Below are 23,405 nucleotides of genomic sequence, written 5' to 3' on the forward strand. Positions count from 1 at the left end.
CGCGATTAAGAGAAGTTCGGTTTTGAGGCAACCCACAAAACCGAATTTGGATGGAGAAGTCTGCAAGACTTCGGAATCTCTTAATCGCTGTTATAATCCCCGTAGGGCTGAAATTTAGTGCAACGTTCCGAAGGAAAATTTCAGAGTAAATCTGGAGTCCGTACATCAAGCACGAAGTGCCTTAGAGTTAGAGTATTAAAGGCAGGAGTTTTACAAAAATTTATATAATTAGAAAATTTGTATTATTATGATGGAACATGATTTGAAATTAAAGGTGGAAGAGTTTGCAAAAAAGTATTGTAAAAAAGATTCAGAAGATGCAAAACTCTGGGAAAATCATGTTCAATTAGTAAGAAAATTTGCTTTAAAATTAGCAGAGATAGAAAAGGCAGATAAAGATGTAGTCGAAATTTCTGCATTACTACATGATATTGGAAAAGACAAAGGCAGAAAAGGACATAATGAAAGAAGTTATGAATTATCAACGAAATTTCTTGAAAAAATAAATCTGCCTGAAAAAAAGAAAAAGCTAATTTTAAATTGTATCTTAAAGCATAGTAGCAAATTTTCTGAAGAAGATAATGAAATTGAGGTTAAAGTAATACAATCAGCAGATGCATTAGGAACTTTTTTTGATAATGAATGGCAAAAGTTCAGTAGAGAAACAATGCCGAAACAAGAACTTTTGGATTTGTTTGATAAGTCCTTCAAAAAAATCAATTTAGCATCTGCACGAAAAATTGCGAAACCTCAAATCGAAAAACTGAAGAAACTATTAGATTAAAACTCCTGCCCATTCTAATTTAGGACTCCAGATTTATTGATTATAACAACTATTAAACGTAAAAATATTTCGTTTAATGTTGGATTTTATTATAAAATGCGTAATATTTAAATATGCCCTGATTTGATTTTAAATTATGAATTCAATTAATGAAATTGAAAATTTAATAATACAAGAGTGCAAACTTAGAGGATATTCTCAAAAAACCATAACTAGTTATTTATATCATACTAAAAAATTTATTGAATCAAAAAAAACACTTAGAAAATATTTACTCTCATTAATTGAAAAAAATAAATCTAATGAAACAATACGATCTTCAGGTTTTGCAATAAAATTTTACTTAAAAATAATAAATAAAAATTCATCAAGCACAAATAATATTTTGAGCAATTTACCCAATGTTAAAAGAGAAAAAAAACTTCCAGTAATTTTATCAAAAGAAGAAATAGAACAACTAATCTTAGCAACAAAAAACATTAATCACAGACTTATAATTCAAATCAGTTATTCTGCAGGACTTCGCATAAGCGAAATTATTAATCTTAAATGGGAAGATATTGATTTTAGCAGAAATATTATCCACATCAAAAAAGCGAAAGGAAAAAAAGATAGAATTGTAATGCTTTCAAAAAAAGTAAAATGTGAATTGCAAAAATTAACTTCAGATAAGACCTGTCATGTTTTTATAACAAATAGAATAAAAAAATATACTTCAAGAACCATACAAAAAATTATTGAAAACGTAGCGAAGAAAACAAACATAACTAAAAAAATAACTCCCCACACTTTAAGACATAGTTTTGCAACACACCTTCTAGAACAAGGAACAGACATTAGATACATAAGAGATTTATTAGGACACTCTAATATTAGTACAACATTGATTTATACAAAGGTTTCAAACAAAAATTTAGCTAAAATTAAAAGTCCATTAGATTAATATAACTTTTTTCAATCAGTAACTTAATTAAATCATAATTTAGAATTAAAGAAAATATTTATTCAGATTTTTCTTCTGATTTAACGTCTTTTGGTTTTGATTCAGCAACAGGTTCTGGTTTAGCTTCTTTTGGTTTTGGTTCTACAGGTTTGGCTTCTTCTTTTACTTTTGGAGTTGTTTCTGTTTTAGTTTCTGCAAATTTAGTTTCTGTTTTTGCTTCAACTTCTTTTGCAGGTTCTTCGTCTTTAATACCCATTTTACCCTTAACTTTATCCATCAGAGAATTTCCTTCTTCTTTCTTTTCTTTAACAGAAAATGAAGTGAATTTAACTCCAACAAGCTCAACAGTTACAGTACCCTCTTTATCTTTAATTGCAGTTACTTCAACTGAACTAGGAGGATGTTGCATACCACGAGCCCAAACCGCTTCATTAAGTTTTGGACCAATAAGAACATTTTCAGATTTCATGTGCTTAGAAATAAAAATACGCACCGCACTAACTGCACGCTTAGCTCGTCTTTGACGAACAGCTTTTCTCCATTCTTTCCTTAAAGGAATTACGTAGTTTCGTTCTAAATCTGCCATTTTAACTGATCAAATATTATTTGTTTATGCGTTAGTTTTTGTGCGTCTCCAATGACGTTTAACTTCAGTATGTCGACCTGGATGAACACGTCTACCAACACCGTAAATTTTAGGCACTGTCCAAAACGGAGCCCATCTTGTTCTTCTACCAAGTTTAATAAGTCTTAATTTTCGACTTTTATGTTTGTATCTTGCCATTTTCAATCGCGTTAAACTTAATTAGTTTTTTTTGAATTTTTATTTTTATGAATAGTAACTGCTAATTTGTCCATCATAGAAACACCTTTAGGCGTAATAATTCTACCTTTATGAACTCCTTTTTCAACATACTTAATAAGTCCTGCTTTTTCAAGTTGTTGAAGTGATTTACGAATAATATTACCAGATGCTCTGTAAAAACGCTCAGGTTTGTGACCTCTGTTTTTTACACCACCATATTTTCTTCTAAGTTTAGAAACTCCAACAGGTCCTAAAATACGAATTGATCTAAGAAGTGCTGCTGAACGAACATACCACCAATCTTTTCTTACTGGAGGACGCTCTCTGTTCATTCCAGTTTTAACCAACGGAGCCCACTCAGGAGCTTCTATTTCAGGCATATTCTGCAGCTCTTTAGCTACATCCTCAATTAGGTCATTTACTGGAACATCAAACATAGTAGGCATTTTTTAATCCTCATGGTCAAAAATAACATATTTTAGTTATTTTCTGGTTATTTGAAGACTTTTCAGTCTTGAATTGGCACATTCAGATGAATGAAACCATCAGAATCCCAAAATAACGATTTTTTGGAATCTTTTTAATAATGTAGTAAATAATAGAGGTTGTTTAAAAAGGTTGTGGTTGGAAGATAAATGAGTCAAAATTCTTACGCCAGTTACGTTCTTATAATCTCAGATTCAAAGAATGATTCTTGAAATTCAGTTAAAGCCCTAATTTGTTCATCAGAATATCTTTTATCTTTTGGCACCACAACTAATTTATCATCACAATCATTAGTTCTGTGAATTATCGCAATACACATTCCAGTAAATTCTTCTTTGGGTTCAAAAACACCTAAAACATATGCATCCAATTCTTCTCCGTCCGGCGCTTTAGTATTTGGAATGAATCCATAATTTACAGGATAAATAAAATTCCACTTAGGATGTTTACTTCCCATTGGACGATCCATTTTCACAGTTACTTCTTGCCCCAAATATTTTTTTGAATAATCCATAATGAATATGATTGTTAAATTATTAATAAATTTTTTGATATGAGATGAAAATAACTTAATATGCAGAATAAATTCAATAAATCTGGTCAAATAAATCAAAACCAAATAATATTCAGATAAATATAAATAAGTTCAACCGATTATTTTACCATTATGCTTAAGAAAAAAGTAAAAGAATGGTTTAACAGATATGCATTTGCCGAATTTATAGGCCTTATTCTGGCAATAATATGTTCATATATCTCAATGCAATTAACAGGAAATATCATAGTCTCAGGTTTTCTCGCTACATGGGCAGACAATTTAGGATTCTATGGAACAATCATTTATAGAGACTTACGAGAAAAAAGAAAAATGAAAGATAAAGCGCACACGAAAAACTATTTAATTCAACTAAGAAATATTTTTATTGAATTTGGACCTGCAGAATATTTAGATAGTTTTCTCATTAGACCTTTTTACTTAATTTTTTTCCCGTATATGATGTCTAACTATTCATTGGCAATTCTTATTGGAACAATTTTAGCAGACATAACTTTTTTTATCCCGACAATTATTTCTTATGAATTTCGTAAGAAAATTTTTAAGAATTAGTTTTGTATTCTAAATTGGTAGAGTGTTTTCTAAATTGAAATATGCCATCCCTTGCGTAATGCCCCTAATTAATAAACGAGTTAAGAAAATACTATTTTTTGTTTTTGATATAGTGCCTATAATAACCAATAAAATTACTTAATAAAAAAGCAAGTTCAGCAATAACTCCCAATGGAGTAAAAATAATTATATTATAAATAAGAATTATTGAAGTTCCAACCATCATTAATTTTCGCATCAATTTATTATCTTTCTGAAAGTTTCCAACAATAAAAACTATTAGACCAATATATATTATCAAATCATAAATTTCCGAGTAAGTAAAAAATAATGAAATAGTATTTAACCCTATAAATATAAATAAAAATTTCTTATTTGTAGTAAAATAACAAGTCATAAATCTTAAAACTGAAATAAAAACAATAACTCCTGCTGCAATTTTATTTAATAAAAAATAATGAGCACTAATTAAGCTTGCAGAAATAATTAAACATAAAAAAGTATATTCTCGTTTTTTGTACTGCAAACTTAAAAAATCAAATCCCATTGCAATAAACATTAAAATTTGTGAAATTACGAAAGCAGCAGTTAATTGAATCATATTAGCATTGAATGCTTGTTTTTTTATAAATGTTCATTTCTTGTATTTAGACAATACTTTGGTCAAAAAGAAACTTTTTTAAATAAAAACCACCGTAGAAAATCCATGAAAATATATGTGAGTCATTCAAGAGCAAAAGGATATGATTTTAAAACAGAGCTTTATGAACCATTGAGATCAAGTAGTTTGAATGATTTGCACGAGATCATATTACCCCATGAAACAAGTGATAATGCATTTCCCACAAAAGAATTATTTGAAAGTGGAATTGATTTAGTAATTGCAGAAGTAAGCCACAATAAATGCGGCCAAGGCATTGAATTAACCTGGGCTGATGAAACATTTAAAATACCAGTTCTATGTTTTTATAAGAAAGGACATAAATACTCAGGATCATTACACGCACTAGGCATAGAAAAATTTATTGAGTATGAAAATAAAACTGATTTAATACACCAAATAGAAATTGCAATGAGTGACATAACACAATGAAATTTAACATAACAAAAAAAGAAATAATTGAAAACGCACCATTAACAATATCATATTTAATTAGAGCAACTTATCTAGTTGCAATAATCGTTACTGCACTCCAACAAAAATGGACAATGCTTTTTGTTAGTTTAGCAGGATTGTTGTTAACATTCTTACCCGCAATACTTGAGCGAAACTATAAAATATACTTACCATCAGAACTTGAATTAACATTTGGTTTGTTCATATTCACAGCATTATTCTTTGGTGAAGTCAGAGGATTTTACACCAAATTTTGGTGGTGGGATATGTTTTTACACACACTTAGTGGAGCAGCACTAGGATTTTTAGGATTTTTGTTATTATATTCATTATATCAAGACAGAAAAATATTTGCAAAGCCCGTCACAATTGCACTCTTCACATTTAGTTTTGCACTTGCAATAGGTGCAGTTTGGGAGATACTTGAATTTAGCCTTGATTCTTTTTTTGGACTGAACATGCAAAAGTCAGGTCTTGTTGATACAATGAGTGATTTAATAGTTGATGCAATCGGAGCAATAATTGCTGCAACCATTGGCTACTTTTATGTTAGCGGAACAAGACATCACATATTCAAACAAATGGTAGAAAAATTTGTAGAAAAAAATCCAGACATGTTTCCTTTGCATCGTAGACGTAAAAAATGGAAAGATAGGGTTAGAGAAAAAATCAAAAAGAATAAAGAAAAACTTAAACGTAAAATAAAAGAAAGCAAAAATAAAAAACAAATAAATAAAAACAAAAGAAAATGAGTTATTTATTTTTGAAGTATTAAATCTAATTCTTCAGGTTTGAGTTTACGAAACTTACCTGTGCTAAGGAATCCCAATTTAAGTCTTCCAATTTTAATTCTTTTAAGAAATCTAATTTTAAGATCGAGTTTTAACATCATTTTACGAATAACTCGATTCATACCTTCATGAATTGTAATTGCAACCATATCTTTTTCATATAATTCAACTTTATGAGGTTTAACTTTTTTACCATCAATTTCTAGTCCCTTTTCAAGCATATTAAATTTATTCTCAGGCAATAATTCAGTTAAGCCAACCAAATAAGTTTTTTTAATTTCATGACTTGGATGAGAAACTTTATTTGCAAAATCACCATCATTAGTTAAAATAAGCATTCCTTCAGTGTTATAATCTAATCTTCCAACGGGAAATACTCTTTCTTTAAGTCTGATATAATCCATTATTGTTTTGTAACGAGGATCAGTTAATGCAGTAACACAACCATGAGGTTTGTTAAAAAGAATATAGGTCTTACGTACTTTTTTTACTTCAGTACCATCAACAGTTATCTTATCATCTTCTTCTGCTTGATCACCAATAGTGATTTTTTTATCATTAACACTAACTCTACCATCTTCTATTAGAACTTCAGCTTTTCTTCTAGAACAGTATCCTCTGTTTGATAAAATCTTTTGAACCCTATGCATGATTTAAAAAGATGAGTTAAGTATTATAAAGTTAACTATTTTGTATATTCGAACGCACAGTTTAGATTATGAAAATATTTAAGAAGGGTTTTGCAGATATTGGCACCATAATGGCACAAATGATAAACTTTGCAGCACTCGGATATTTTCCAGTAGCAAGATTTTTCAGAAAAGAACTTAGCATACCCCATTTTCAAGTACCTGACATATCATACATCAATCCTGAAAGATTAAAACAAGTAGGAATAAAAGGACTGGTTTTTGATAAAGATAATACCTTAACTGCGCCTTACGGCAGAGAAATTTACCCCACAATTAGAGATGCGTTTGAAGAATATAAACGAGTCTTTGGATATCGAATTTGTATAATGTCAAACTCGGCTGGAACTCGCGATGATAAAGGATATAGGGACGCTAGACAAATTGAAGATGATTTGGGAATCAAAGTTTTGCGACATATTCACAAAAAACCAGGAGGGCTTGAAGCAGTCATAGAATTTTTTGATTGTGATCCTTCAAAACTTGCAATGTTTGGAGATCGAATTTTTACAGACATAGTTTTTGGAAATCGATACGGAATGTTAACTGTTCACACAGCATTTTTAACTGAATCAGGAGATCTAAAAGCTGCAGCAAGTGTTCGAAGACGAGAAGTTAAATATATTGAAAAATTAACTCGAAAAGGATTTCTTTCACCTAAACATGACCTTTGCGGACCCGGAATTAGAAAATATTAATAAAAATTAATTCGAACCATTAACATACGGTACAACTGTTACAGGATCTGGCTTAACATAAACTTGATAATTCATGCCATTTCTTCCTTGAAGCGATCCAACACCTCTAAAAAATTGTTTGACATGCATTCTTTGCCCTTTCATGTTAACAAACTTATCAGAACGAAGTGTTTTCCAATAACCCCTCACAGGATGAATTGGCCGAGGAGTTGATGTTCTTGATTTTAAAAAATCAGCAGTATCATTTGTGCTCAGTACGCGATAATGAGGTCTTACTGCAGTTTTTCTAACTTTACCATTAGCTTTCTTTTTAGGAGATTTTCTTGCTAGTTTTCTTGCAATAGCTAAACTATCATTACTTTCAACTCCAATAATAAAATTTTCTGGATCCATAATGTAAACTGTTTGAGCAATATAGGACATAACAGAATTACCAATAGGTTCTTCTGCAGGAAATGATGAAGGCCGCCTAATACCATTTTTCCACTCAGAATAATGGATTAATCTAGCATTAATATTAACTGCACCATATTCAACCAGTTCGCCAATTTCAATATCTGCGATTTTTACTGTATCATCAGGAATTTGTGCTAAGGCCAATGCTTTACTTAACGGATCCATATCTAATTCATCAATACCCCTTTGATCTGAACCAATATGATCACAAATACATTCAACAAAACGATATTTTTTGCCACCCAATGGTTCAAGAATTACAACTGATTGAGCATCTTCAAGTGCAGTAATTTTAAATGGCCTAACTAAAAAATCACCATTCTCTGCTGAAAGTGTTAAATAATCCTTAAGATAAACATGAAACTCTTCTAACCCTTGTCCTAATAATACAGGCCTCAAATCGCGAGAATCAACAGGGAAATCAAATAATGCTGAACGATTAGCCAAACTTGCAAGATACTCATGAACAGAATTTATGCCTGCGGCTGACTCAGTCTTAGAAATTTCAGTTTTATTAATAATCTCAACTAATCTATCAAAATGTACTCCCATAAAAATCTCAACCCTTCAAACACTAGAAATAGGTATTCAATTTTTAAAGCTTGTGGGCGCATTTATAAATAAAAAGAGTCACAAATAGCTTTGAAACACTGTTAAACTAGCACTTATTTCAGGAAGATAATTTATTGCAGCTCCAACTCCATAAGGTATAGTGTAAGGACTTGGCACCCCCCAAATAGAATCCATTGCAGGAGGAATAATTGGAATCCAATGTTCCCCAGTTAATTTTCCTACCAACCCCATAGAAAACCCAAAAATAAAACTTATTCCACTAACAACAACAATATCTCTTGAATCATCCCAACTATTAGATACTTTTGATAATATTTTTTCTAACTTTACAGACTTAGCCATATTTTTCACACCAATTAGACTTAAATCTGCCAACCAATATAAATCTAAGTTGTTATTTTTAATAACAACATTTAAATAGTTATTTTGATCATAAACAAATATGGATTTAATTGAAAAATTAAGAACTGCAGGACTCACAGGAAATGAATCAAAAGTCTATTACGAACTATTATGCAAAGGAACATTATCCGCAAATAATCTTTCCAAAATAATAAGCATGGATCGCACACTAACATATTCTATTTTAAATAAATTAATTGACAAAGGACTTGTAAGTTATATTGTCAAAGATAAAAAAAAATATTTTGACGCAGCAGATCCAAACAACTTACTAAATTCAATCAAAGAAAAAGAAGCGTATGTTAAAAATTTAATTCCATCATTAAAAAAAATAGAAATATCAAAGGAATCAAAACAAGAGATTACTGTTTATGAAGGAAAAGCTGCAGTGCGAATGTTTTTTCGCGAATTTAAAAAACATAAAAAAACTTGTTCATTTGGTGCAACTGGCAGAGCATACGATATACTATATGAGTCACCTGCACTAGTAAAAGAATTAGAAAAAATTGGATTTAGTTCAAGAATAATAACTCACCCAAAATTTAAAAATCATCCTATGACTCAAGTAAAAAATATACAAACAAGATTTTTGAAATTAAAAAGTGAAGCAACTACAACAATTTTTAATGACAACATAGTCATCCACACAATTTCAGAAAAACCAAAAATAATACAAATCAAAAATAAAACAATTGCGGAAAGTTACCAAAACCATTTTGAAATATTATGGGATTCATCGAGTAAAAAATAACAAATACACCCCAATTATTAAGAAAAGTATATAAATAAAGATTGCGTGAGCGACTATATGAAAAGAGGTAAATTATTTTTAGGACTAACACTGCTGATCATTCTATTTATTTGTTCTATTACTTTTGCAATCGCAAGCATAGGAGATGCAATTGAAAACATAGACAATTATGTTGAACAATACAATTCAGGAAAAATAACTGCACCAAAACTTGTGGTATTCATAGACTATGAACTAAATAAAGCATACGAAGATTTAGATGATTCAGGCGAGCGATCATTTTCAGAATCCGACATTGAAAATGTAATGGACGAACAACCAGACAAAAAAAGAAGTCGAGCAAAATTTGAAAAAATTTGGCACACAAATGATTTTGAAATTGCTTTGATGGCAAACGAATTCTACCGACACGATCGAGATTATTACGAAAAAAGAGAAAGTGAATCCGAAGCATTTTATGATGTATTTTTTGATGTTCGATCCAGCGAAGGATTTAGTGATTCCGAAATTGACGAATTTAAAACAGATGTTAAAAATTTTATTAAAGATCTAAAAAAAGAATTAGACTCAGTAGATTCAGATTACCAATATAATTCTAAACAAATGAAACAATTACGTGAAAGATTTAGTAAATTAAAATTTATAGCATTTCAATTTCAAACTGAACAAGAAAAATGTGTCGAAGTCATGGACGAATTATTTGAAGACGAACGACAATACAAAGAAGAAATACAATTTAATACCCGACTAAAAGAACTCAATAGAACGGACTGTCGTTGGGAAAATAGATGTGATCACGTATGTGAACCTGAAGAATTTTGTTCTGACAGTTGTTATGTAGAAGAAGTTTGCGACGATAATTGTTGGGATGATTGCCACAGAGAAGAAGTTTGTGAAAACGTATGTAAAACTGTTGGAACTGGACTTGGAGCAGCAAGTGAACCCTCAAATAATACTGAGGATAATTCAAATGATAATACTACTGAAGATGATTTGGAAAATGATAATACCAACAACAACACAACTTCTGAAAATAATGATGAACCAGATGATTCTGACGATGCAAATTCAAACAACAATTTAGATGAAAACGAGTTCCCAAAAATAGAAGAATGCCACAGGGAATGTCGTCAAGAAACTAAATGTGAAAAAAGATGCGATACAAATTGTCACACCGAACCAAGATGTGAAACACACTGCGAAACTCGAGATAGATGTTTTGATCAATGTTTTCAAGAAGAACACTGCAATAATTTTACCGAAGGCGAACTATGGATAGAAGGAGTATGTTCACCACAATTTACCGATTTAAGAATTAATGGTCATGGACCTGGTCTTGATATGTTTCATGAATTAAATGAATTTGATAATCAAATGGATTGCACAAACCGAATTAAAAACCATGTCCAAATAAGAAAAGCGTTTCAAGATGATGTTGACTCAGAATTTGTACAATGGTATTTTGAAGAATTTATAGGTGACGATCCAGAAAAACTAAGTAATGGAGACTCAGGATTTAGACGAGTTTTAGAAACATTAACTAGAAATGAAGAAGAAATTTCTCGCGAAATGCATTGCGGAGAAGAATCAAGCTCATGGCCTGAAGGATTTGATCAAATAGATATAGATTACAAAAAGAAAAATACCCACGTAGAAGTATGGGAGAAAAAAATTCCAGTAGAAGGAGATATGAAATACTGGACTACACTTTACAAATACACTTGGATGCCTGAAAAAAATCTAGTAAAAACTATGATAGAACATCAAATGGAAAAGAAAAAAGACTTCGGACCAAGCGCAAAAGAAATCTCAGAAATTAAAGCCGACGAAGGAAAGATGGAATTAATATCTCGCCTTGCCGAAAAACATGGAGGGTCATTTGATGTATTATTACAACTTGAAGATTCCAATGGCGCAATTGTAAAAAAATACTTACAAATCAATCCAGATGTTGCCATACAATTTGTTGATAAATTTGAAGGAGATGAAGATATTTCAGTTTTTATAGACTATGACGTATTATATAATTTCATAAGATATATTAAATTTGAAATAGAAGGAGACGAAATAAGAGGACCTTACTGGGTAAATTTTGAAAATGATGATGGGGGCCCAGGAAAATTCTTTAGCATCATTGGAGGAATCTCTAAAATGTGGAGAGAAGGAGTAAAAATACGACCAAGATATGCAATCGCGAAAATGTTTTTTAGTGCAAAAGATATCATGGGAATTATGAAAGAAGGCGATGGAAATAATTTTGATGATAACAACTATGCAAATGAAGGCGGAACAAAAATAAGTGGAAATGTTGTTCTTGAGAGGGAAAGATGAAACTTAATTTAAAAAATAAAAAACTCAAAAATAACGAGGATGAGATTATAGCATTAAAATCCAAAAATAAAAAGAATAATGAAAATTTAAATTTTAACAATAAAAAACATTTATTTGGGACAATACAATTAGGAATAGTCATTGTTGTTTTTTTATTGTGGTTGTCAGGAGCATTATTTATTGAATCATACATTTTACCATTTTTTATAATTCCGTTTGTGATTGGAAACATAGTATTTCTTTTTATTAACAAAACAAAAGGACTACCCGTAAATGTTATTATGATGTTACTCACATTTGTTCAATTCGTGTTTTTACTTGAGTATCTGGCAACAGTCATAGGTGCATTTCTTAGTTTATATCACACAATAAGAATTGGAATTTGGTGGTGGAAAACCATTAAGTAGAATAATATTTTTCATAAATTTTTATTAAATCTAAAACTTTTTTTCCACATCCAAAATCAGTTGCTAAACCAACAATATTTTCTTTTAATTTTGCAGAATAAGACAAAACTTTTTTTTGCGCTGCAACAATTCCAAAACGCTCAGAAGTCTTTGGACTAAATAATTGAAATAATAAAACAGTAACTACATCAGGAGAACTTCCAGAGGGAATCCACTTAAGCCTATCTTGCAAACTAGTATCCCCAACATAAAATGGAACTCCAATTTCTTGATTATATGCAAGAGTTCTATAAACTGAATTTGGATGAAACCAACCCATTTGATCTGATGCTTGAACGATTTTTCCAACTAATGAACTTGGAGGATTTAAATGAGGAGTTAACGTAGGACTTTGATAATCATGAGATAAAATTGCAGACGTCATTAATGGATCATATTCTGCTAAATTAAAATAAGTAGCGAATTGTTTAGCACGAATAGAACTAATCACTTGATGATTATTTTGCTCAGAAGGAACTACTAATCCAAACTCATTAAATCTTCCAGAATCATGAAATAATGCCGCAAGTTTCGTTGCAACAGTTGCTGCAATTAGCGGTTGCGCAGGATTTATACTCAGTCCATCCCCCACAAATTCTTCACGCTCAGACTCAGATAAATTTTTAATCAAATCAACAGACCTATCTTTAACAACAATCCCATGTTTAAATCCATGATGTTCGCTTTGAAAAAAAGCACCAACCCAAGGAACTGACTCAAAACATTCTTTTAGAGCTTGCTCTAAAACTGAATCATGCAATTTAACTAAATTTAATGATCTCATCAATATTGCGTTATTTTAGAACAATTAATAAAAGTTGGTATACGCCCTAAATACTAATTCTCGAAGATTATAAAACTAATATCAGTCAATGCTTTAATTTTATGATAAGTTTTTGCAGGAAATTGAAAATTTGATGGTGCGTTAACAATCCAAGTTTTATCTTTAAGAGTTATTTTGGCCGAGCCAGTTATTAAATAAATAGATTCTGAAACATTAATTTCGTTATCTCCTGCAATAGAATCTTTTACTCTGTAAAGAATTTTAAACTTATCTGCTTGAAAAGTTTTACCTTTTTCGTTTTCTGCAATAAGTTTTATTTCCATGAGGGTTTAGATTAAAATAATATTATATAAAATTATTGTGAATCATATAAATAAAATCAAAAAAAAACAAGAAAAAACCCAAGGGAAAAAAACACACAATAAAAAAAATTATAATTTCTTAGACTTTAACAATAATGAGTTTGATACAACACTAATACTACTAAAAGCCATTGCAGCACCTGCAATCATAGGAGATAAAAGCCAACCAGTTAATGGATACAATAATCCTGCAGCAATAGGAATTCCTAACGTGTTGTAAAACAATGCCCAAAACATATTCTGACGAATTTTTGTCATAGTTAATTTACTAAGCTTAATTGCTTTTGGAACATCTAAAAGATCATTTCGCATTAAAACAATATCACCTGATTCCATCGCAACATCAGTTCCAGAACCCATCGCAATACCAACATCTGCAATTGCCAATGCAGGAGCATCATTAATACCATCACCAACCATTGCAACTAAACCTTTTCTTTGAAGTTGTTTAACATAATCTGCTTTGTCTTTTGGAAGAACACCTGCAAAAACATTTTTTGAAGAAAGATTTATTTGTTTTGCAATCGCATTCGCAGTTCGTTCATTATCACCTGTGATCATAAATACTTTAAGTCCTAATTTGTGAAGTTTTTGAATTGCAAATCTCGATGAAGGTTTAATTGTATCAGCAACTGCAATAACTCCTAATAATTTTGAATTATTTGAAAGAAGCATAACTGTTTTACCTTCTAATTCTAAAGAATTGATTGATTCTGTAAATTCCTCTGAAGAAATTTTATTATTAAGTAATAATTGAGCATTACCTAAAAAATATTTTGTAGAACCAATTTTTCCAGTCACCCCATTACCAGGAATTGCTTTGAAACCCGAAACTGATTTTAACGCAAACTTAGATTCTTTAGCTTTTTTTACAATTGCTTCAGCTAGCGGATGTTCACTAGAATTTTCAAGACTTGCCATAATTTTAAGAATATCTGACTTTGAATGCTTTTTTGAAAAAGAAACAATATCTGTTACTTTTGGTTTTCCTTGCGTTATTGTTCCAGTCTTATCAAAAATTATGTATTTTAATTTATGCGCAGTTTCTAATGCTTCACCACCTTTAATAAGAATTCCTTTTTTTGCACCCTTACCCGTTCCAACCATTATCGCAGTCGGCGTTGCAAGACCAAGTGCACAAGGACATGCAATAACTAAAACAGATACTGCTGCAACTAAAGAAAATTTAAAATCGCCATGTGAAAAAAGAAACCAACTAAAAAAAGTTATGATTGCAATACCTAAAACTGCAGGAACAAAATACGCAGCAACATTATCTGCAAAACGTTGAATTGGAGCTTTACTTCCTTGAGCATCTTGAATTAATTTGATAATTTGAGCAAGAGTAGTATTAGCACCAACTTTAGTTGCTTTAAATTTAAAAGATCCATGTTTGTTAATCGTCCCACCAATTACAGATTCTCCTTTGTTTTTTTCCACAGGAATACTTTCTCCTGTAACCATACTTTCATCAACTGAAGAAAACCCTTCAACAATAACACCATCAACTGGAACTTTTTCCCCAGGTCTTACAAAAATTATATCATTTAATTTAACTTGATCAACAGGGATTTTAAATTCAGTTTTATCCCTAATAACTGTTGCAAGTTTTGGTTGAAGATTCATAAGTTGTTTTATTGCATCAGAAGTTTTACCTTTTGCTCTTGCTTCTAAAAAACGCCCAAACACAACAATAGTTATCAAAACTGCACTTGCTTCAAAAAATTGATGACCTGAATTTGTAACTGTTGCATACACACTGAAAAAATATGCAGAACTAGTTCCAAGAACAATCAAACTATCCATGTTTGCAGAAAAAGATTTTAAAGATTGCCATGCACTTTTATACATTGGCAACGCAACATAAAACTGAATTGGAGTTGCTAAAACCCACATAATATAATTTTGATAAGGAATGGGTGATTTCATAAAAAACATGCCCAAAATAAAAGTAGGAATTGCAAATAATAAACTTAAAAATAAATAATTTTTTAATTCATTTAATTCTGATTTCTTTTTTTGAAAAGATTTAGATAAAGATTCCGATCCACTTAATTTTGCACCAAATCCTTTTGAGTTTATAATTTTCATTAACTCTACAGGAGAAGTTTTTGTATTTGTTGTTATTGTCGCACTATTAGTTGTTAAATTAACTGTTGCTTGTGCTACTTTAGAATTTTTTTCTAAAGCTTTAGTAATTATTGCCGAACAACTAGCACAATGCATTCCTGAAATATCCAAGTTAATTTTGTTATTATCTTTTTTCATATGAATCACCAAACACAAATAATATATGCTATTATCTAAATAATATGCTCACTTATCTTTTCATCTAAACAAACCTGAATTTATTTTGTTCTAGATCCGCCCCATTAATTAAAACAAAATCATCTTCAATTGCGTGTGCTAAAAAACTAGGCCAACATCCTCCAGGCTTATTCTTTGTTCCAATGTCATCAATTTCAAAAGAAGTTCCACATTTATTACATTTCATCTTTGAACCTACTTGAACATAACCTTGACTTCCTCCGCAAACATCACAAGCATCAAATGCAGTGTGAACTTGATTGTCAGAACCAAGCACTGCAAAATACCTAACTTTTGTTCCTGCAGAATCATATTCATAAAAGGATGCGCTGTTTGAAAGTTCGGAAAGTGGTATTTTAACCATATTTGAGTTTGTGTTTGCAACTACATTTCCTGTTGGAGAAGTTGAACTACCACACCCAACTAAAAAAATACTTATTGAAAACAATGCCAATATTAATAATAATTTTTTCATTTCTGACCACCTTTACGCTTATTTTGTTGAATAAGATCTTTAAAAATAAAATAATACACACTCCAAAAAATAAGAGCGAATAAAAAAATAAACAAAAGCCAGCTTAATATTGCTGATCCTGTACCAAAACCTAAACTGCCAAACATAGGGCATGTTGAGTAAGTCATTAAAACTTAACCTCCACAAGATCCACCACACGAACCTGTGCAAGATGGAGTTCCACAACCACCACAACTTCCTTCAGCTGCCCCTGTTGTTGCTGTTGTTGGTGCTACTTTAGTTGCTTGAGTTGAAGGTAATGATTCACTAACAACAGTTGATTCGCTAATAACAGTTGCGGGATACTCATTAAAAACTTCCAACTTAAGAATTTCTTCTTTTGATGTTTGTTTCGAACTAAACGTTACTTCAAAATCATTAGGAAAACTAAAATGAATATTTGAAACTCCGTTAATTGTTTTTAACTCTTCTGAAATTAGCGGTGCGTGACCAGGACACGGAATATCGACACTTAATGTGAGTGCCGCATCTCCAAACTGGGCAGTTTGCGAGGGAGATGCGACAGACACATTTGCAAGTAGCGGAAAAATCAACATAAATAATATTAAATTAATACCAATTGTCGAACCATACATGATAGATAGATACTGCCATTTCTTTTTAGCACCTTTCCAAGATAAAAGCGCATTATTTTTAAGATAAATAAAAGAAGATAACGTTGCAAATCCCAAAGAGATTAATATTAACACATGGAAAAAATATCTATTCATAAGCATTGGTTTAAAAAAATTCATCAGAACAGTGACACCTAAAATTGAACCAATAATAAATGCAATGCAACCAATATGTGGAATTAATCCATACATCACGCCTTTCCAAAAAGTATTTTTTGAAGTTGAATGTTTTGATGTTTTATGTTTAGAAGTATGATTTGCACCTTCAGGCGAAAATCCTAAATGTGCAATCTTATCTTTAATTTTTGTTAAACTTATTTTTTTGCTGTCAAAATCAACTGATACTGAATCATCTGCTAAATCCACATTAATAGATTTAATTCCTTTAATATCCGAAAGTTCAGATTCAATCAATTTAGAACAACTACCACAAGTCATTCCAGACACTTTAATTGTCTTTTTCATATATACCACCTCATAATCCTCGTGAATGTCATAAGGTTTAGTAATTGAGGGTCTTATTAAATACATTCTAGACTGATTAAGCAAGTTTATCGTTTAGAACTACAACATATGAGGGTTAGAACGTTTATGGACGTATTTTAATACTTTTTTCTTAAGAATACTTTATTAGTTTTACCAGAGGGTTTTTTAGTAATAAAATTACGTTCTTCAAGGGATTTTAAAATTAAAGACAGCGTTGATTTTGAAATTCCTGTTCGATATCTTAAAGTAGATTGTTGAATCCCATCTTGTTCATGAATTGCTTTTAGAACATTTTGTTCATCAACCTCAAACCCTGCAACAAACGCTTCAAACTTTTCTTTTTTAGATGAGTCTTTTACTGCAGTTGCAATTTTTGATTGAGTTTGAATTAAGATTTCTTGAGTCTTATCAATAAATGTTAAGTAAATACCGAATAAAAATAAAGCAATTGCCATTGCGTAGCCTGCAATGTAAACCGGACTAGTTTTGAGATCATGCAAACAAGTTCCATCTTCTAAAAAACAAGAATTGCGTTCTTCAATAATTTGATTAACATAAAAATCTTCTCGAGATTTATTAAATAAAACTAAGGAAAAAACTAATATCCCAACAATTATTAATACAATTCCAATATGTTTTTGATTCATAAATAAGAATACATTCACATTTTATTTATAAAATATTGGTTTTAAAACAATAGTCCCCCAGTAATGAGTGAGAAAACTATTTAATTCAACAGCGTTTTTTATAGATTATGAAATTATTTGTATGGGATTTTCACGGAGTATTAGAACAAGGAACCGAACGCGCAGTAATGTCAGTTAGCAATGCAGTACTTGAAAACTCAGGCTATAGTGAAAGATTTACAATCGAGGACTGCCAAAGAATGTTTGGCCTGAAATGGCACGAATATTTCGAATTTCTTTTGCCTGGTACTAACAGATCAATTCATTTAGAATTAGAAGAAGCAAGTTATGCATATTCGCTCGCAAATCCTGGAATTACTGCAAAAGTAATATCCCCTGCACCTCATTCCCAAGAAGTTTTAGAAACAATCGCTCAAAGCGAACATGATCAAATAGTAATCTCAAACACACTTGATTCCGGGCTTGCATGGTTTTTAGGGCTGGTTGATTTAACAAGATATTTTCCAAATGGCAATTCTTTTGCAACCCAAAATCCAGGCAATTCAAAATCTAAATTAGAATTATTAACCGAGTATGTTATCCAACAAAAACTTTTGGGAAAAACATATGATCAAATAATTGGAGTTGGAGATTCTCCCCCCGACGTTGAATTTATCACACAAAGTGGTGGTCGCGCATACCAATATTCTCACCCTTGGGTTGATGTTCGCAATGGAGGCACTAAACCTTACAAATTAATACAGGATTTAAGAGAAGTTTTAGTTGAGTTGAATTAAGTATTTGGTAAATAGAAATTAAATTAATTATTAATGAAAAAACTGAAATAAAAAAAATATTTAAAAAATTAAAAAGATTTTGATGCGCCAACATATAACATAGGAGTCATTGCACCTGTTTCTAAATTAATCGGCAAATCAATCCAAGCTTCTAAAGGCCCATAAATTTTTGCATAAAGTTCTGCTCTCGCAATAGGACTATGATCTCCAGTTACTTTATCAAATGAATCTCCCGCACCAATACCAACAAAAACTGACGAGTTCGGTCTAAAGTAAAACATCCCACTCGCAGATACTGCATCATCACTATTTGCCCAATTAACTGCAAAAGATATGTTCTCAGTATGATGCGCACTAAAAGGAGCCCATCCGTCGAGAATATGTCCCGTTGCAACCATTCTCATGCCAGTTCCATTAAAAACATGTTGCTTAAAATCATAACTTCCTTTTTTGTATGTTGACTGATCTGCAATCATAAAACAACCACTTTGAACATGATCATCAAAATCAACACTCACCTTGTTAAATATCCCAACACTACCAGGATTTATCCAACCAGTTAAAGTGTTAAGTGTTCTTTGCTCGATGTCTCCTCCAGCACTCAAGTATAAATGACCTGAATTCGCTAAAGGGATCGCACCACTAACAAAACCATGTCCGTTAAATTGAGTTCCATCGTACCAAACATCAGCATCAAGAGTTAAAAAATCCATTGCAAACTTTGCTCCGATAAATCCACCCAAAATATCAGTACTCGAATCACTTCCTGCTTGAAATGCACCACTTCTCAAAGTAAGACCTTTGGTCGGGAATGCTTCTAAAAATGCAGTATATCCCCAACTACTAAGATCATGAGCTAAATCTGTTGCTGTTGCAACTCTAAATAAATCATTTCCAAAGGTAGGCGATTTTAATCCTAAGCTAAACAAATGAATTGGTGCTTCATCCCAAATAGGATTTTTTGATTCTGCATTAATTACCGCGCCATTTTCATGACCATACATAACTAATGTATCCACACCACCAGATTTGCTAACTAAAGTTCCACCAAATACATCATTTGGTTTTGGTGCTTCTTCGGCAACCATTTCAACTTGCGCAGCATCATCAGTCGGCACACCTTGATCAGGCACAGGTTGATCTGCCAATACAGGCGTTGCAGTTGCAAGCACGATTGTTGCCAAACCTAATGCCAAAGTATTTTTTCCCAGATTTACTGCTTTACTTAACACAGGATGTTCTAATTCAAAATGATACTCTTTTGGCACGTAAATGCCACTTTTTAATTGTTTGAATGTTTCTCCCTCAAATTCTGCTTTCATTTTTTCGCCCTCCCAAAAAACAAGTTTTCTTGTCGTTATTACGCAATAGTTACAAAGTTTAAGTTTCGGGAAGCAAATATAAACATTTTGATTAAACTATATATACCAGTATAAATGTATAAATATTAAAAAAAGTATAAATTTTTAGAAAGGTTTAAATATCCCGCACAGCTTACAAATCCCATGAAACGAAAAGTAGTCAAACAAGGTGCTGCAACACTCATGGTTAGTTTACCAAGTAAATGGGCCAAAGAAAATAAAATTAAAAAAGGCTCAGAAATAAATATAGACATAACAAAAAATAATCTTTTACAAATTTCTTCAGATGAAATCGAAGTAGAATATAATGAAACAACAATAGAATTAACAAAACAAATAGAAACGTCAATAAGAACTTTAATAGTTAACACATATAGAAGCGGATATGATAAAATACTCGTAAAATTTGAAACAGAAAAACAATTTCACAAACTAAATGAAATAATTAAAACTCATTTAATAGGATTCGATATATCCCATAAAGCAAAAAACAGTTGTTTAATTGAAAATATAACTGAACCAGCACCAGATCAATTTGAAAAAATACTGCGAAAAGTTTTTTTTAATATTTCAGAATTAATTGAAGTTACAAGATCAAGAATTAATGGAGAAGAAACGGATTATTATATAGAAATACAACAAAGAATACAAAAATATGATAATTTCTGTCGACGAATGATTTCTAAAAAAGGTTTAGAGTTCGAAGAAGCAAATCTTTTTTGGGCATTTTTAAACACAATAATACATGGCCAAAGAGAATTATATCACCTAAATAAATATCTCGATAAAAACAAAACTAATTTCAAAGATTTTAAATTTGTAAACAGATTAAAAAATCTATTTAATTTGTTAAAAGAAGCATATTTGTACAAAGACATTTCAAAAGCAGAACTCGTACATGAGAAAGAAAAAATAATAATTTATAAAGATTTTTATTCCGAAATTAAAAAGAAAAATGCAGAGAATATTGTTTATTTTCATTTAGCTTCATCAGCCAAACATTTTTATTTATCAACAAGCCCACTCATCGGCATGTTATTATCACCCAACAATTCTGTGTGAACAACACCAGTTTCATCAGTAATTGAATATAATGCAATAGCCCTCATAATAAGATCTTTTTTTGTGGTTGAAAGAAATGAACCATAGCCAGGACCATTCTTTGTTGTGTAAAAACTATGATTATTCGCTTTAGCTCGTGCGTGAAAAATATCCAGCACAGGATCTTCATCGTCAGCAAAATAACAAGCATAAACATCCGCAACAGAACCATTAGTTCCAAGACACTGTTTCAAATAATTCATACCAAACCCTATTTTTTGCCCAAGATGTAAATTAGGAGATGCCGAACCCACACCATATCTTCTTTGAAATCTCATTGAAAAAACATACGGCACTAAAGAAATATCAAATCGTTTTTTTCCATACTCTGTTTTAATTTCTTCTTTCGGAGTTAACATAATACTCATCAACATTGCTTGAGTCATTCTAACACTAAATTTACGCATTCTAACGTCCAGTTGAACTGCATCACCATATTGCTCATATTCTTTTTCCAACCAACCAATATTTTCTTTAATCTCCGCATAATATGGTTGAAGATCAGCCATTTCATATTTTTCTTCATTTTGGAAAAAATAAGATTGAGATTCTAAAAAATTACCACCGAACAACATGCGCTCAACAGTAGGTTCTAGTCTTTGCGCATACTCATTAGTTAAATTCATGAAATGACCTCCAACTATAATTCCCATAATAACTCCCGTTGCAGCACCCCACATTTTAACTTGATGTCCAAATTTCTTAGCAAGTTTCCAAGAGGTCGAATTAGTTGCTTTTTTAAAATGTCCATCCAACAATTCATGCGCTATTTTTGGATTCACATACTGATCAGGATCATTTTCTAAACTCAAACAAAATTTTAGTAGTGGGCGATACGCACGAGGAACTTCTTTAAGTCTTTTCTTTATTGCTAATTCATGCTCTGCAGTTCCAATGCCATCAATAATTTTTCCATCTTCTCTAAGAACAATATCAATGTATTTATCCCCTGCTTTAATTCTCGTCCCACCTTCTCCCACAACTAATTCCCTATCAAATAAATGTGATCCAGTAAGTGCAAAAAACATTGTTGCACCCAAAGAATAAAACTCAGTTCGTACACCTGATTTAGTAGGCTTTCCCTCCATAAGACAATTCAACAAATCAGGATACGAATATGCAGTTCCACCCCTAGTTTGAGCCAAAGAATCTTCAACAGAACCCATACTCGTCGCATTTTGAAAATCAGTTAATTTAAGATGTGGCATTGAAGAAGAATTTCTAGTTGAAGCAAGAATATTATTTGGTTTAATATCCCTATGAAGAATCTTTTTTTCACAATGAAGATATTTTAGCGCAGAAAGAACTTGTCCAAAAATACTTCCAAATCTTCGAGGGTCATCCGCCAAAGGACTCCACCTGATAAGTTCTTCTAAAGAAGTTGAGTCGTAATAATCCTCAACAGTCATAGTTTTACCTTCAAACTCAAATGTATCTAATATTTGAACTATATTTGGATGTGATAAGTTATTAGATGCCGCAATTTCTCTTTGATTAAGATCTCTTCCACCTCGCCAATTAATCACAGTAGTTGCAGAATTGGAATCAAATACTGATTTTGGAACTTTAAGAACCCTTTTTGTTTTAATTAGTCCTTGTTGATACTCAACAACATAAACATCACGAGTATTTCCTTCCCCAATTTTGTCAATAACTCTGTAACCCCGTTTTTGAAGGATTAGTTCTAGTTCAGAATTAGATTTAACATCACTTCGCACACCAGGCCAAAATCTACTAAAACCTAATTGATCAGGCTCAGATGTTACGTGCATAGGATCAGCAGTCATCTTTTACCTCTTTGATAACGATGAGCTTGACTTCCACAATTGTTCCTGGCGGAAGTTGATCTTCTAGGAGCTTAGGAACTACAATAATTGCTTGTTTACCGTGTTTTGCAACCTTTTTTGTGATTGTGAATTGTTTAAGTTCAACCATAATTTTACCCAATTTATACATAAGATATGTATTTATTGCACAGTAACGAAAGAAGTAGTATATAAATGTTTGGTTTTTTTAGTTACTTAGTAGTAGTTAATTAATTTGAATTAAAAT

29 protein-coding genes are annotated in these 23,405 nt (G+C 31.2%); 11 read left to right on the forward strand and 18 right to left on the reverse strand.

Annotated elements, in window-relative coordinates; translation table 11 throughout:
• Window positions 1–250: 250 nt before the first annotated feature.
• Entirely contained in the window at window positions 251–784 is a 534-nt protein-coding gene (locus tag HN587_04325) for an HD domain-containing protein (protein ID MBT7903068.1), read from the forward strand.
• Between the two features lie 136 nt (window positions 785–920).
• Complete coding sequence (locus HN587_04330; GenBank protein MBT7903069.1) at window positions 921–1,727, forward strand: tyrosine-type recombinase/integrase; 807 nt, start codon at window positions 921–923, stop codon at window positions 1,725–1,727.
• A gap of 58 nt (window positions 1,728–1,785) precedes the next feature.
• On the opposite strand, the gene HN587_04335 is transcribed toward HN587_04330, so the two are convergent.
• The 4 genes from HN587_04335 to HN587_04350 all read right to left on the reverse strand — a co-directional run bounded on the left by HN587_04335 (window position 1,786) and on the right by HN587_04350 (window position 3,532).
• Window positions 1,786–2,313 (reverse strand): hypothetical protein, encoded by a 528-nt coding sequence (locus HN587_04335; GenBank protein ID MBT7903070.1) that lies wholly within the window; start codon window positions 2,311–2,313, stop codon window positions 1,786–1,788.
• A 24-nt stretch (window positions 2,314–2,337) separates the two neighbouring features.
• Window positions 2,338–2,511: a 50S ribosomal protein L39e gene (gene rpl39e / locus HN587_04340; protein MBT7903071.1), complete on the reverse strand. Its 174-nt coding sequence runs from the start codon at window positions 2,509–2,511 to the stop codon at window positions 2,338–2,340.
• Window positions 2,512–2,528: 17 nt separating this feature from the next.
• Window positions 2,529–2,978 carry a 30S ribosomal protein S19e gene (locus tag HN587_04345; protein MBT7903072.1) on the reverse strand — a complete coding sequence of 150 codons (450 nt, stop codon included), beginning with the start codon at window positions 2,976–2,978 and terminating at the stop codon, window positions 2,529–2,531.
• Between the two features lie 212 nt (window positions 2,979–3,190).
• Window positions 3,191–3,532: an inorganic pyrophosphatase gene (locus HN587_04350; GenBank protein MBT7903073.1), complete on the reverse strand. Its 342-nt coding sequence runs from the start codon at window positions 3,530–3,532 to the stop codon at window positions 3,191–3,193.
• 153 nt (window positions 3,533–3,685) lie between these two features.
• Between HN587_04350 and HN587_04355 the strand changes: the two genes are divergently transcribed.
• The gene (locus HN587_04355; GenBank protein MBT7903074.1) at window positions 3,686–4,126 is read left to right on the forward strand and encodes a hypothetical protein; all 441 of its coding nucleotides are present in this window, start codon (window positions 3,686–3,688) and stop codon (window positions 4,124–4,126) included.
• Between the two features lie 91 nt (window positions 4,127–4,217).
• On the opposite strand, the gene HN587_04360 is transcribed toward HN587_04355, so the two are convergent.
• Entirely contained in the window at window positions 4,218–4,727 is a 510-nt protein-coding gene (locus HN587_04360; protein MBT7903075.1) for a YgjV family protein, read from the reverse strand.
• Between the two features lie 105 nt (window positions 4,728–4,832).
• Between HN587_04360 and HN587_04365 the strand changes: the two genes are divergently transcribed.
• On the forward strand, window positions 4,833–5,219 hold the full coding sequence (locus HN587_04365) for a hypothetical protein (protein MBT7903076.1): 387 nt from the start codon (window positions 4,833–4,835) through the stop codon (window positions 5,217–5,219).
• The gene (locus tag HN587_04370; protein MBT7903077.1) at window positions 5,216–5,995 is read left to right on the forward strand and encodes a hypothetical protein; all 780 of its coding nucleotides are present in this window, start codon (window positions 5,216–5,218) and stop codon (window positions 5,993–5,995) included. The genes HN587_04365 and HN587_04370 overlap by 4 nt, the downstream gene beginning before the upstream one ends.
• 5 nt (window positions 5,996–6,000) lie before the next feature.
• On the opposite strand, the gene HN587_04375 is transcribed toward HN587_04370, so the two are convergent.
• Window positions 6,001–6,684 carry an rRNA pseudouridine synthase gene (locus HN587_04375; GenBank protein MBT7903078.1) on the reverse strand — a complete coding sequence of 228 codons (684 nt, stop codon included), beginning with the start codon at window positions 6,682–6,684 and terminating at the stop codon, window positions 6,001–6,003.
• A gap of 110 nt (window positions 6,685–6,794) precedes the next feature.
• Between HN587_04375 and HN587_04380 the strand changes: the two genes are divergently transcribed.
• Window positions 6,795–7,421: a YqeG family HAD IIIA-type phosphatase gene (locus HN587_04380; GenBank protein MBT7903079.1), complete on the forward strand. Its 627-nt coding sequence runs from the start codon at window positions 6,795–6,797 to the stop codon at window positions 7,419–7,421.
• 6 nt (window positions 7,422–7,427) lie between these two features.
• Here the strand turns inward: HN587_04380 and HN587_04385 are convergent, their stop codons facing one another.
• Together HN587_04385 and HN587_04390 are read right to left on the reverse strand one after the other, a co-directional pair.
• Window positions 7,428–8,429, reverse strand: a complete 1,002-nt coding sequence (locus HN587_04385) for a hypothetical protein (GenBank protein ID MBT7903080.1) — start codon at window positions 8,427–8,429, stop codon at window positions 7,428–7,430.
• A gap of 78 nt (window positions 8,430–8,507) precedes the next feature.
• Window positions 8,508–8,792 carry a hypothetical protein gene (locus HN587_04390; protein MBT7903081.1) on the reverse strand — a complete coding sequence of 95 codons (285 nt, stop codon included), beginning with the start codon at window positions 8,790–8,792 and terminating at the stop codon, window positions 8,508–8,510.
• 100 nt (window positions 8,793–8,892) lie between these two features.
• Between HN587_04390 and HN587_04395 the strand changes: the two genes are divergently transcribed.
• The 3 genes from HN587_04395 to HN587_04405 are packed head-to-tail and all read left to right on the forward strand — an operon-like array spanning window position 8,893 to window position 12,341.
• Window positions 8,893–9,603: a hypothetical protein gene (locus HN587_04395; GenBank protein MBT7903082.1), complete on the forward strand. Its 711-nt coding sequence runs from the start codon at window positions 8,893–8,895 to the stop codon at window positions 9,601–9,603.
• 57 nt (window positions 9,604–9,660) lie between these two features.
• A complete protein-coding gene (locus tag HN587_04400; GenBank protein ID MBT7903083.1) occupies window positions 9,661–11,934 on the forward strand; it encodes a hypothetical protein in 2,274 nt (757 codons plus the stop codon).
• Window positions 11,931–12,341, forward strand: coding sequence for a hypothetical protein (locus HN587_04405; protein MBT7903084.1), 411 nt, complete (start codon window positions 11,931–11,933; stop codon window positions 12,339–12,341). The genes HN587_04400 and HN587_04405 overlap by 4 nt, the downstream gene beginning before the upstream one ends.
• Here the strand turns inward: HN587_04405 and HN587_04410 are convergent.
• The 7 genes from HN587_04410 to HN587_04440 form a co-directional block, all read right to left on the reverse strand.
• Window positions 12,334–13,164, reverse strand: a complete 831-nt coding sequence (locus tag HN587_04410) for a hypothetical protein (protein MBT7903085.1) — start codon at window positions 13,162–13,164, stop codon at window positions 12,334–12,336. The genes HN587_04405 and HN587_04410 overlap by 8 nt on opposite strands.
• Window positions 13,165–13,217: 53 nt before the next feature.
• Window positions 13,218–13,487 (reverse strand): hypothetical protein, encoded by a 270-nt coding sequence (locus HN587_04415; GenBank protein MBT7903086.1) that lies wholly within the window; start codon window positions 13,485–13,487, stop codon window positions 13,218–13,220.
• A 108-nt stretch (window positions 13,488–13,595) separates the two neighbouring features.
• Window positions 13,596–15,794, reverse strand: coding sequence for a copper-translocating P-type ATPase (locus tag HN587_04420; GenBank protein MBT7903087.1), 2,199 nt, complete (start codon window positions 15,792–15,794; stop codon window positions 13,596–13,598).
• Between the two features lie 64 nt (window positions 15,795–15,858).
• Window positions 15,859–16,308, reverse strand: coding sequence for a DUF2318 domain-containing protein (locus tag HN587_04425; protein ID MBT7903088.1), 450 nt, complete (start codon window positions 16,306–16,308; stop codon window positions 15,859–15,861).
• Window positions 16,305–16,475, reverse strand: coding sequence for a hypothetical protein (locus HN587_04430; protein MBT7903089.1), 171 nt, complete (start codon window positions 16,473–16,475; stop codon window positions 16,305–16,307). Before HN587_04430 ends, HN587_04425 begins: the two co-directional genes overlap by 4 nt.
• A gap of 6 nt (window positions 16,476–16,481) precedes the next feature.
• The gene (locus HN587_04435) at window positions 16,482–17,447 is read right to left on the reverse strand and encodes a heavy-metal-associated domain-containing protein (protein MBT7903090.1); all 966 of its coding nucleotides are present in this window, start codon (window positions 17,445–17,447) and stop codon (window positions 16,482–16,484) included.
• A gap of 137 nt (window positions 17,448–17,584) precedes the next feature.
• Window positions 17,585–18,115 (reverse strand): MarR family transcriptional regulator, encoded by a 531-nt coding sequence (locus HN587_04440; GenBank protein MBT7903091.1) that lies wholly within the window; start codon window positions 18,113–18,115, stop codon window positions 17,585–17,587.
• A gap of 107 nt (window positions 18,116–18,222) precedes the next feature.
• On the opposite strand from HN587_04440, the gene HN587_04445 reads away from it, so the two are divergent.
• Entirely contained in the window at window positions 18,223–18,891 is a 669-nt protein-coding gene (locus HN587_04445; GenBank protein MBT7903092.1) for an HAD family hydrolase, read from the forward strand.
• 68 nt (window positions 18,892–18,959) lie between these two features.
• Here the strand turns inward: HN587_04445 and HN587_04450 are convergent, their stop codons facing one another.
• Window positions 18,960–20,213: a hypothetical protein gene (locus tag HN587_04450; protein MBT7903093.1), complete on the reverse strand. Its 1,254-nt coding sequence runs from the start codon at window positions 20,211–20,213 to the stop codon at window positions 18,960–18,962.
• Between the two features lie 183 nt (window positions 20,214–20,396).
• Here HN587_04450 and HN587_04455 point away from each other — a divergent pair, with 183 nt between their 5' ends.
• Window positions 20,397–21,314 (forward strand): hypothetical protein, encoded by a 918-nt coding sequence (locus HN587_04455; protein ID MBT7903094.1) that lies wholly within the window; start codon window positions 20,397–20,399, stop codon window positions 21,312–21,314.
• Here HN587_04455 and HN587_04460 read toward each other — a convergent pair.
• Together HN587_04460 and HN587_04465 are read right to left on the reverse strand one after the other, a co-directional pair.
• Window positions 21,257–23,140, reverse strand: a complete 1,884-nt coding sequence (locus tag HN587_04460; GenBank protein ID MBT7903095.1) for a protein kinase — start codon at window positions 23,138–23,140, stop codon at window positions 21,257–21,259. The two genes, HN587_04455 and HN587_04460, sit on opposite strands and share 58 nt — an antisense overlap.
• A complete protein-coding gene (locus HN587_04465) occupies window positions 23,130–23,309 on the reverse strand; it encodes a hypothetical protein (protein MBT7903096.1) in 180 nt (59 codons plus the stop codon). The genes HN587_04460 and HN587_04465 overlap by 11 nt, the downstream gene beginning before the upstream one ends.
• Window positions 23,310–23,405: the final 96 nt, after the last annotated feature.

It is taken from the genome of Candidatus Woesearchaeota archaeon (genome assembly GCA_018675335.1).
Lineage (GTDB): Archaea > Nanobdellota > Nanobdellia > Woesearchaeales > UBA11576 > JABJCP01.

Coding starts and splice junctions, on each gene's coding strand:
- rpl39e (MBT7903071.1), bottom strand. CDS start 2,511: ATGGCAAGATACAAACATAAAAGTCGAAAATTAAGACTTATTAAACTT.
- HN587_04450 (MBT7903093.1), bottom strand. CDS start 20,213: ATGAAAGCAGAATTTGAGGGAGAAACATTCAAACAATTAAAAAGTGGC.
- HN587_04335 (MBT7903070.1), bottom strand. CDS start 2,313: ATGGCAGATTTAGAACGAAACTACGTAATTCCTTTAAGGAAAGAATGG.
- HN587_04455 (MBT7903094.1), top strand. CDS start 20,397: ATGAAACGAAAAGTAGTCAAACAAGGTGCTGCAACACTCATGGTTAGT.
- HN587_04330 (MBT7903069.1), top strand. CDS start 921: ATGAATTCAATTAATGAAATTGAAAATTTAATAATACAAGAGTGCAAA.
- HN587_04465 (MBT7903096.1), bottom strand. CDS start 23,309: ATGTATAAATTGGGTAAAATTATGGTTGAACTTAAACAATTCACAATC.
- HN587_04405 (MBT7903084.1), top strand. CDS start 11,931: ATGAAACTTAATTTAAAAAATAAAAAACTCAAAAATAACGAGGATGAG.
- HN587_04440 (MBT7903091.1), bottom strand. CDS start 18,115: ATGAATCAAAAACATATTGGAATTGTATTAATAATTGTTGGGATATTA.
- HN587_04390 (MBT7903081.1), bottom strand. CDS start 8,792: ATGGCTAAGTCTGTAAAGTTAGAAAAAATATTATCAAAAGTATCTAAT.
- HN587_04415 (MBT7903086.1), bottom strand. CDS start 13,487: ATGGAAATAAAACTTATTGCAGAAAACGAAAAAGGTAAAACTTTTCAA.
- HN587_04350 (MBT7903073.1), bottom strand. CDS start 3,532: ATGGATTATTCAAAAAAATATTTGGGGCAAGAAGTAACTGTGAAAATG.
- HN587_04460 (MBT7903095.1), bottom strand. CDS start 23,140: ATGACTGCTGATCCTATGCACGTAACATCTGAGCCTGATCAATTAGGT.
- HN587_04435 (MBT7903090.1), bottom strand. CDS start 17,447: ATGAAAAAGACAATTAAAGTGTCTGGAATGACTTGTGGTAGTTGTTCT.
- HN587_04425 (MBT7903088.1), bottom strand. CDS start 16,308: ATGAAAAAATTATTATTAATATTGGCATTGTTTTCAATAAGTATTTTT.
- HN587_04360 (MBT7903075.1), bottom strand. CDS start 4,727: ATGATTCAATTAACTGCTGCTTTCGTAATTTCACAAATTTTAATGTTT.
- HN587_04395 (MBT7903082.1), top strand. CDS start 8,893: ATGGATTTAATTGAAAAATTAAGAACTGCAGGACTCACAGGAAATGAA.
- HN587_04380 (MBT7903079.1), top strand. CDS start 6,795: ATGGCACAAATGATAAACTTTGCAGCACTCGGATATTTTCCAGTAGCA.
- HN587_04410 (MBT7903085.1), bottom strand. CDS start 13,164: ATGAGATCATTAAATTTAGTTAAATTGCATGATTCAGTTTTAGAGCAA.
- HN587_04385 (MBT7903080.1), bottom strand. CDS start 8,429: ATGGGAGTACATTTTGATAGATTAGTTGAGATTATTAATAAAACTGAA.
- HN587_04370 (MBT7903077.1), top strand. CDS start 5,216: ATGAAATTTAACATAACAAAAAAAGAAATAATTGAAAACGCACCATTA.
- HN587_04445 (MBT7903092.1), top strand. CDS start 18,223: ATGAAATTATTTGTATGGGATTTTCACGGAGTATTAGAACAAGGAACC.
- HN587_04365 (MBT7903076.1), top strand. CDS start 4,833: ATGAAAATATATGTGAGTCATTCAAGAGCAAAAGGATATGATTTTAAA.
- HN587_04355 (MBT7903074.1), top strand. CDS start 3,686: ATGCTTAAGAAAAAAGTAAAAGAATGGTTTAACAGATATGCATTTGCC.
- HN587_04345 (MBT7903072.1), bottom strand. CDS start 2,978: ATGCCTACTATGTTTGATGTTCCAGTAAATGACCTAATTGAGGATGTA.
- HN587_04430 (MBT7903089.1), bottom strand. CDS start 16,475: ATGACTTACTCAACATGCCCTATGTTTGGCAGTTTAGGTTTTGGTACA.
- HN587_04325 (MBT7903068.1), top strand. CDS start 251: ATGGAACATGATTTGAAATTAAAGGTGGAAGAGTTTGCAAAAAAGTAT.
- HN587_04420 (MBT7903087.1), bottom strand. CDS start 15,794: ATGAAAAAAGATAATAACAAAATTAACTTGGATATTTCAGGAATGCAT.
- HN587_04375 (MBT7903078.1), bottom strand. CDS start 6,684: ATGCATAGGGTTCAAAAGATTTTATCAAACAGAGGATACTGTTCTAGA.
- HN587_04400 (MBT7903083.1), top strand. CDS start 9,661: ATGAAAAGAGGTAAATTATTTTTAGGACTAACACTGCTGATCATTCTA.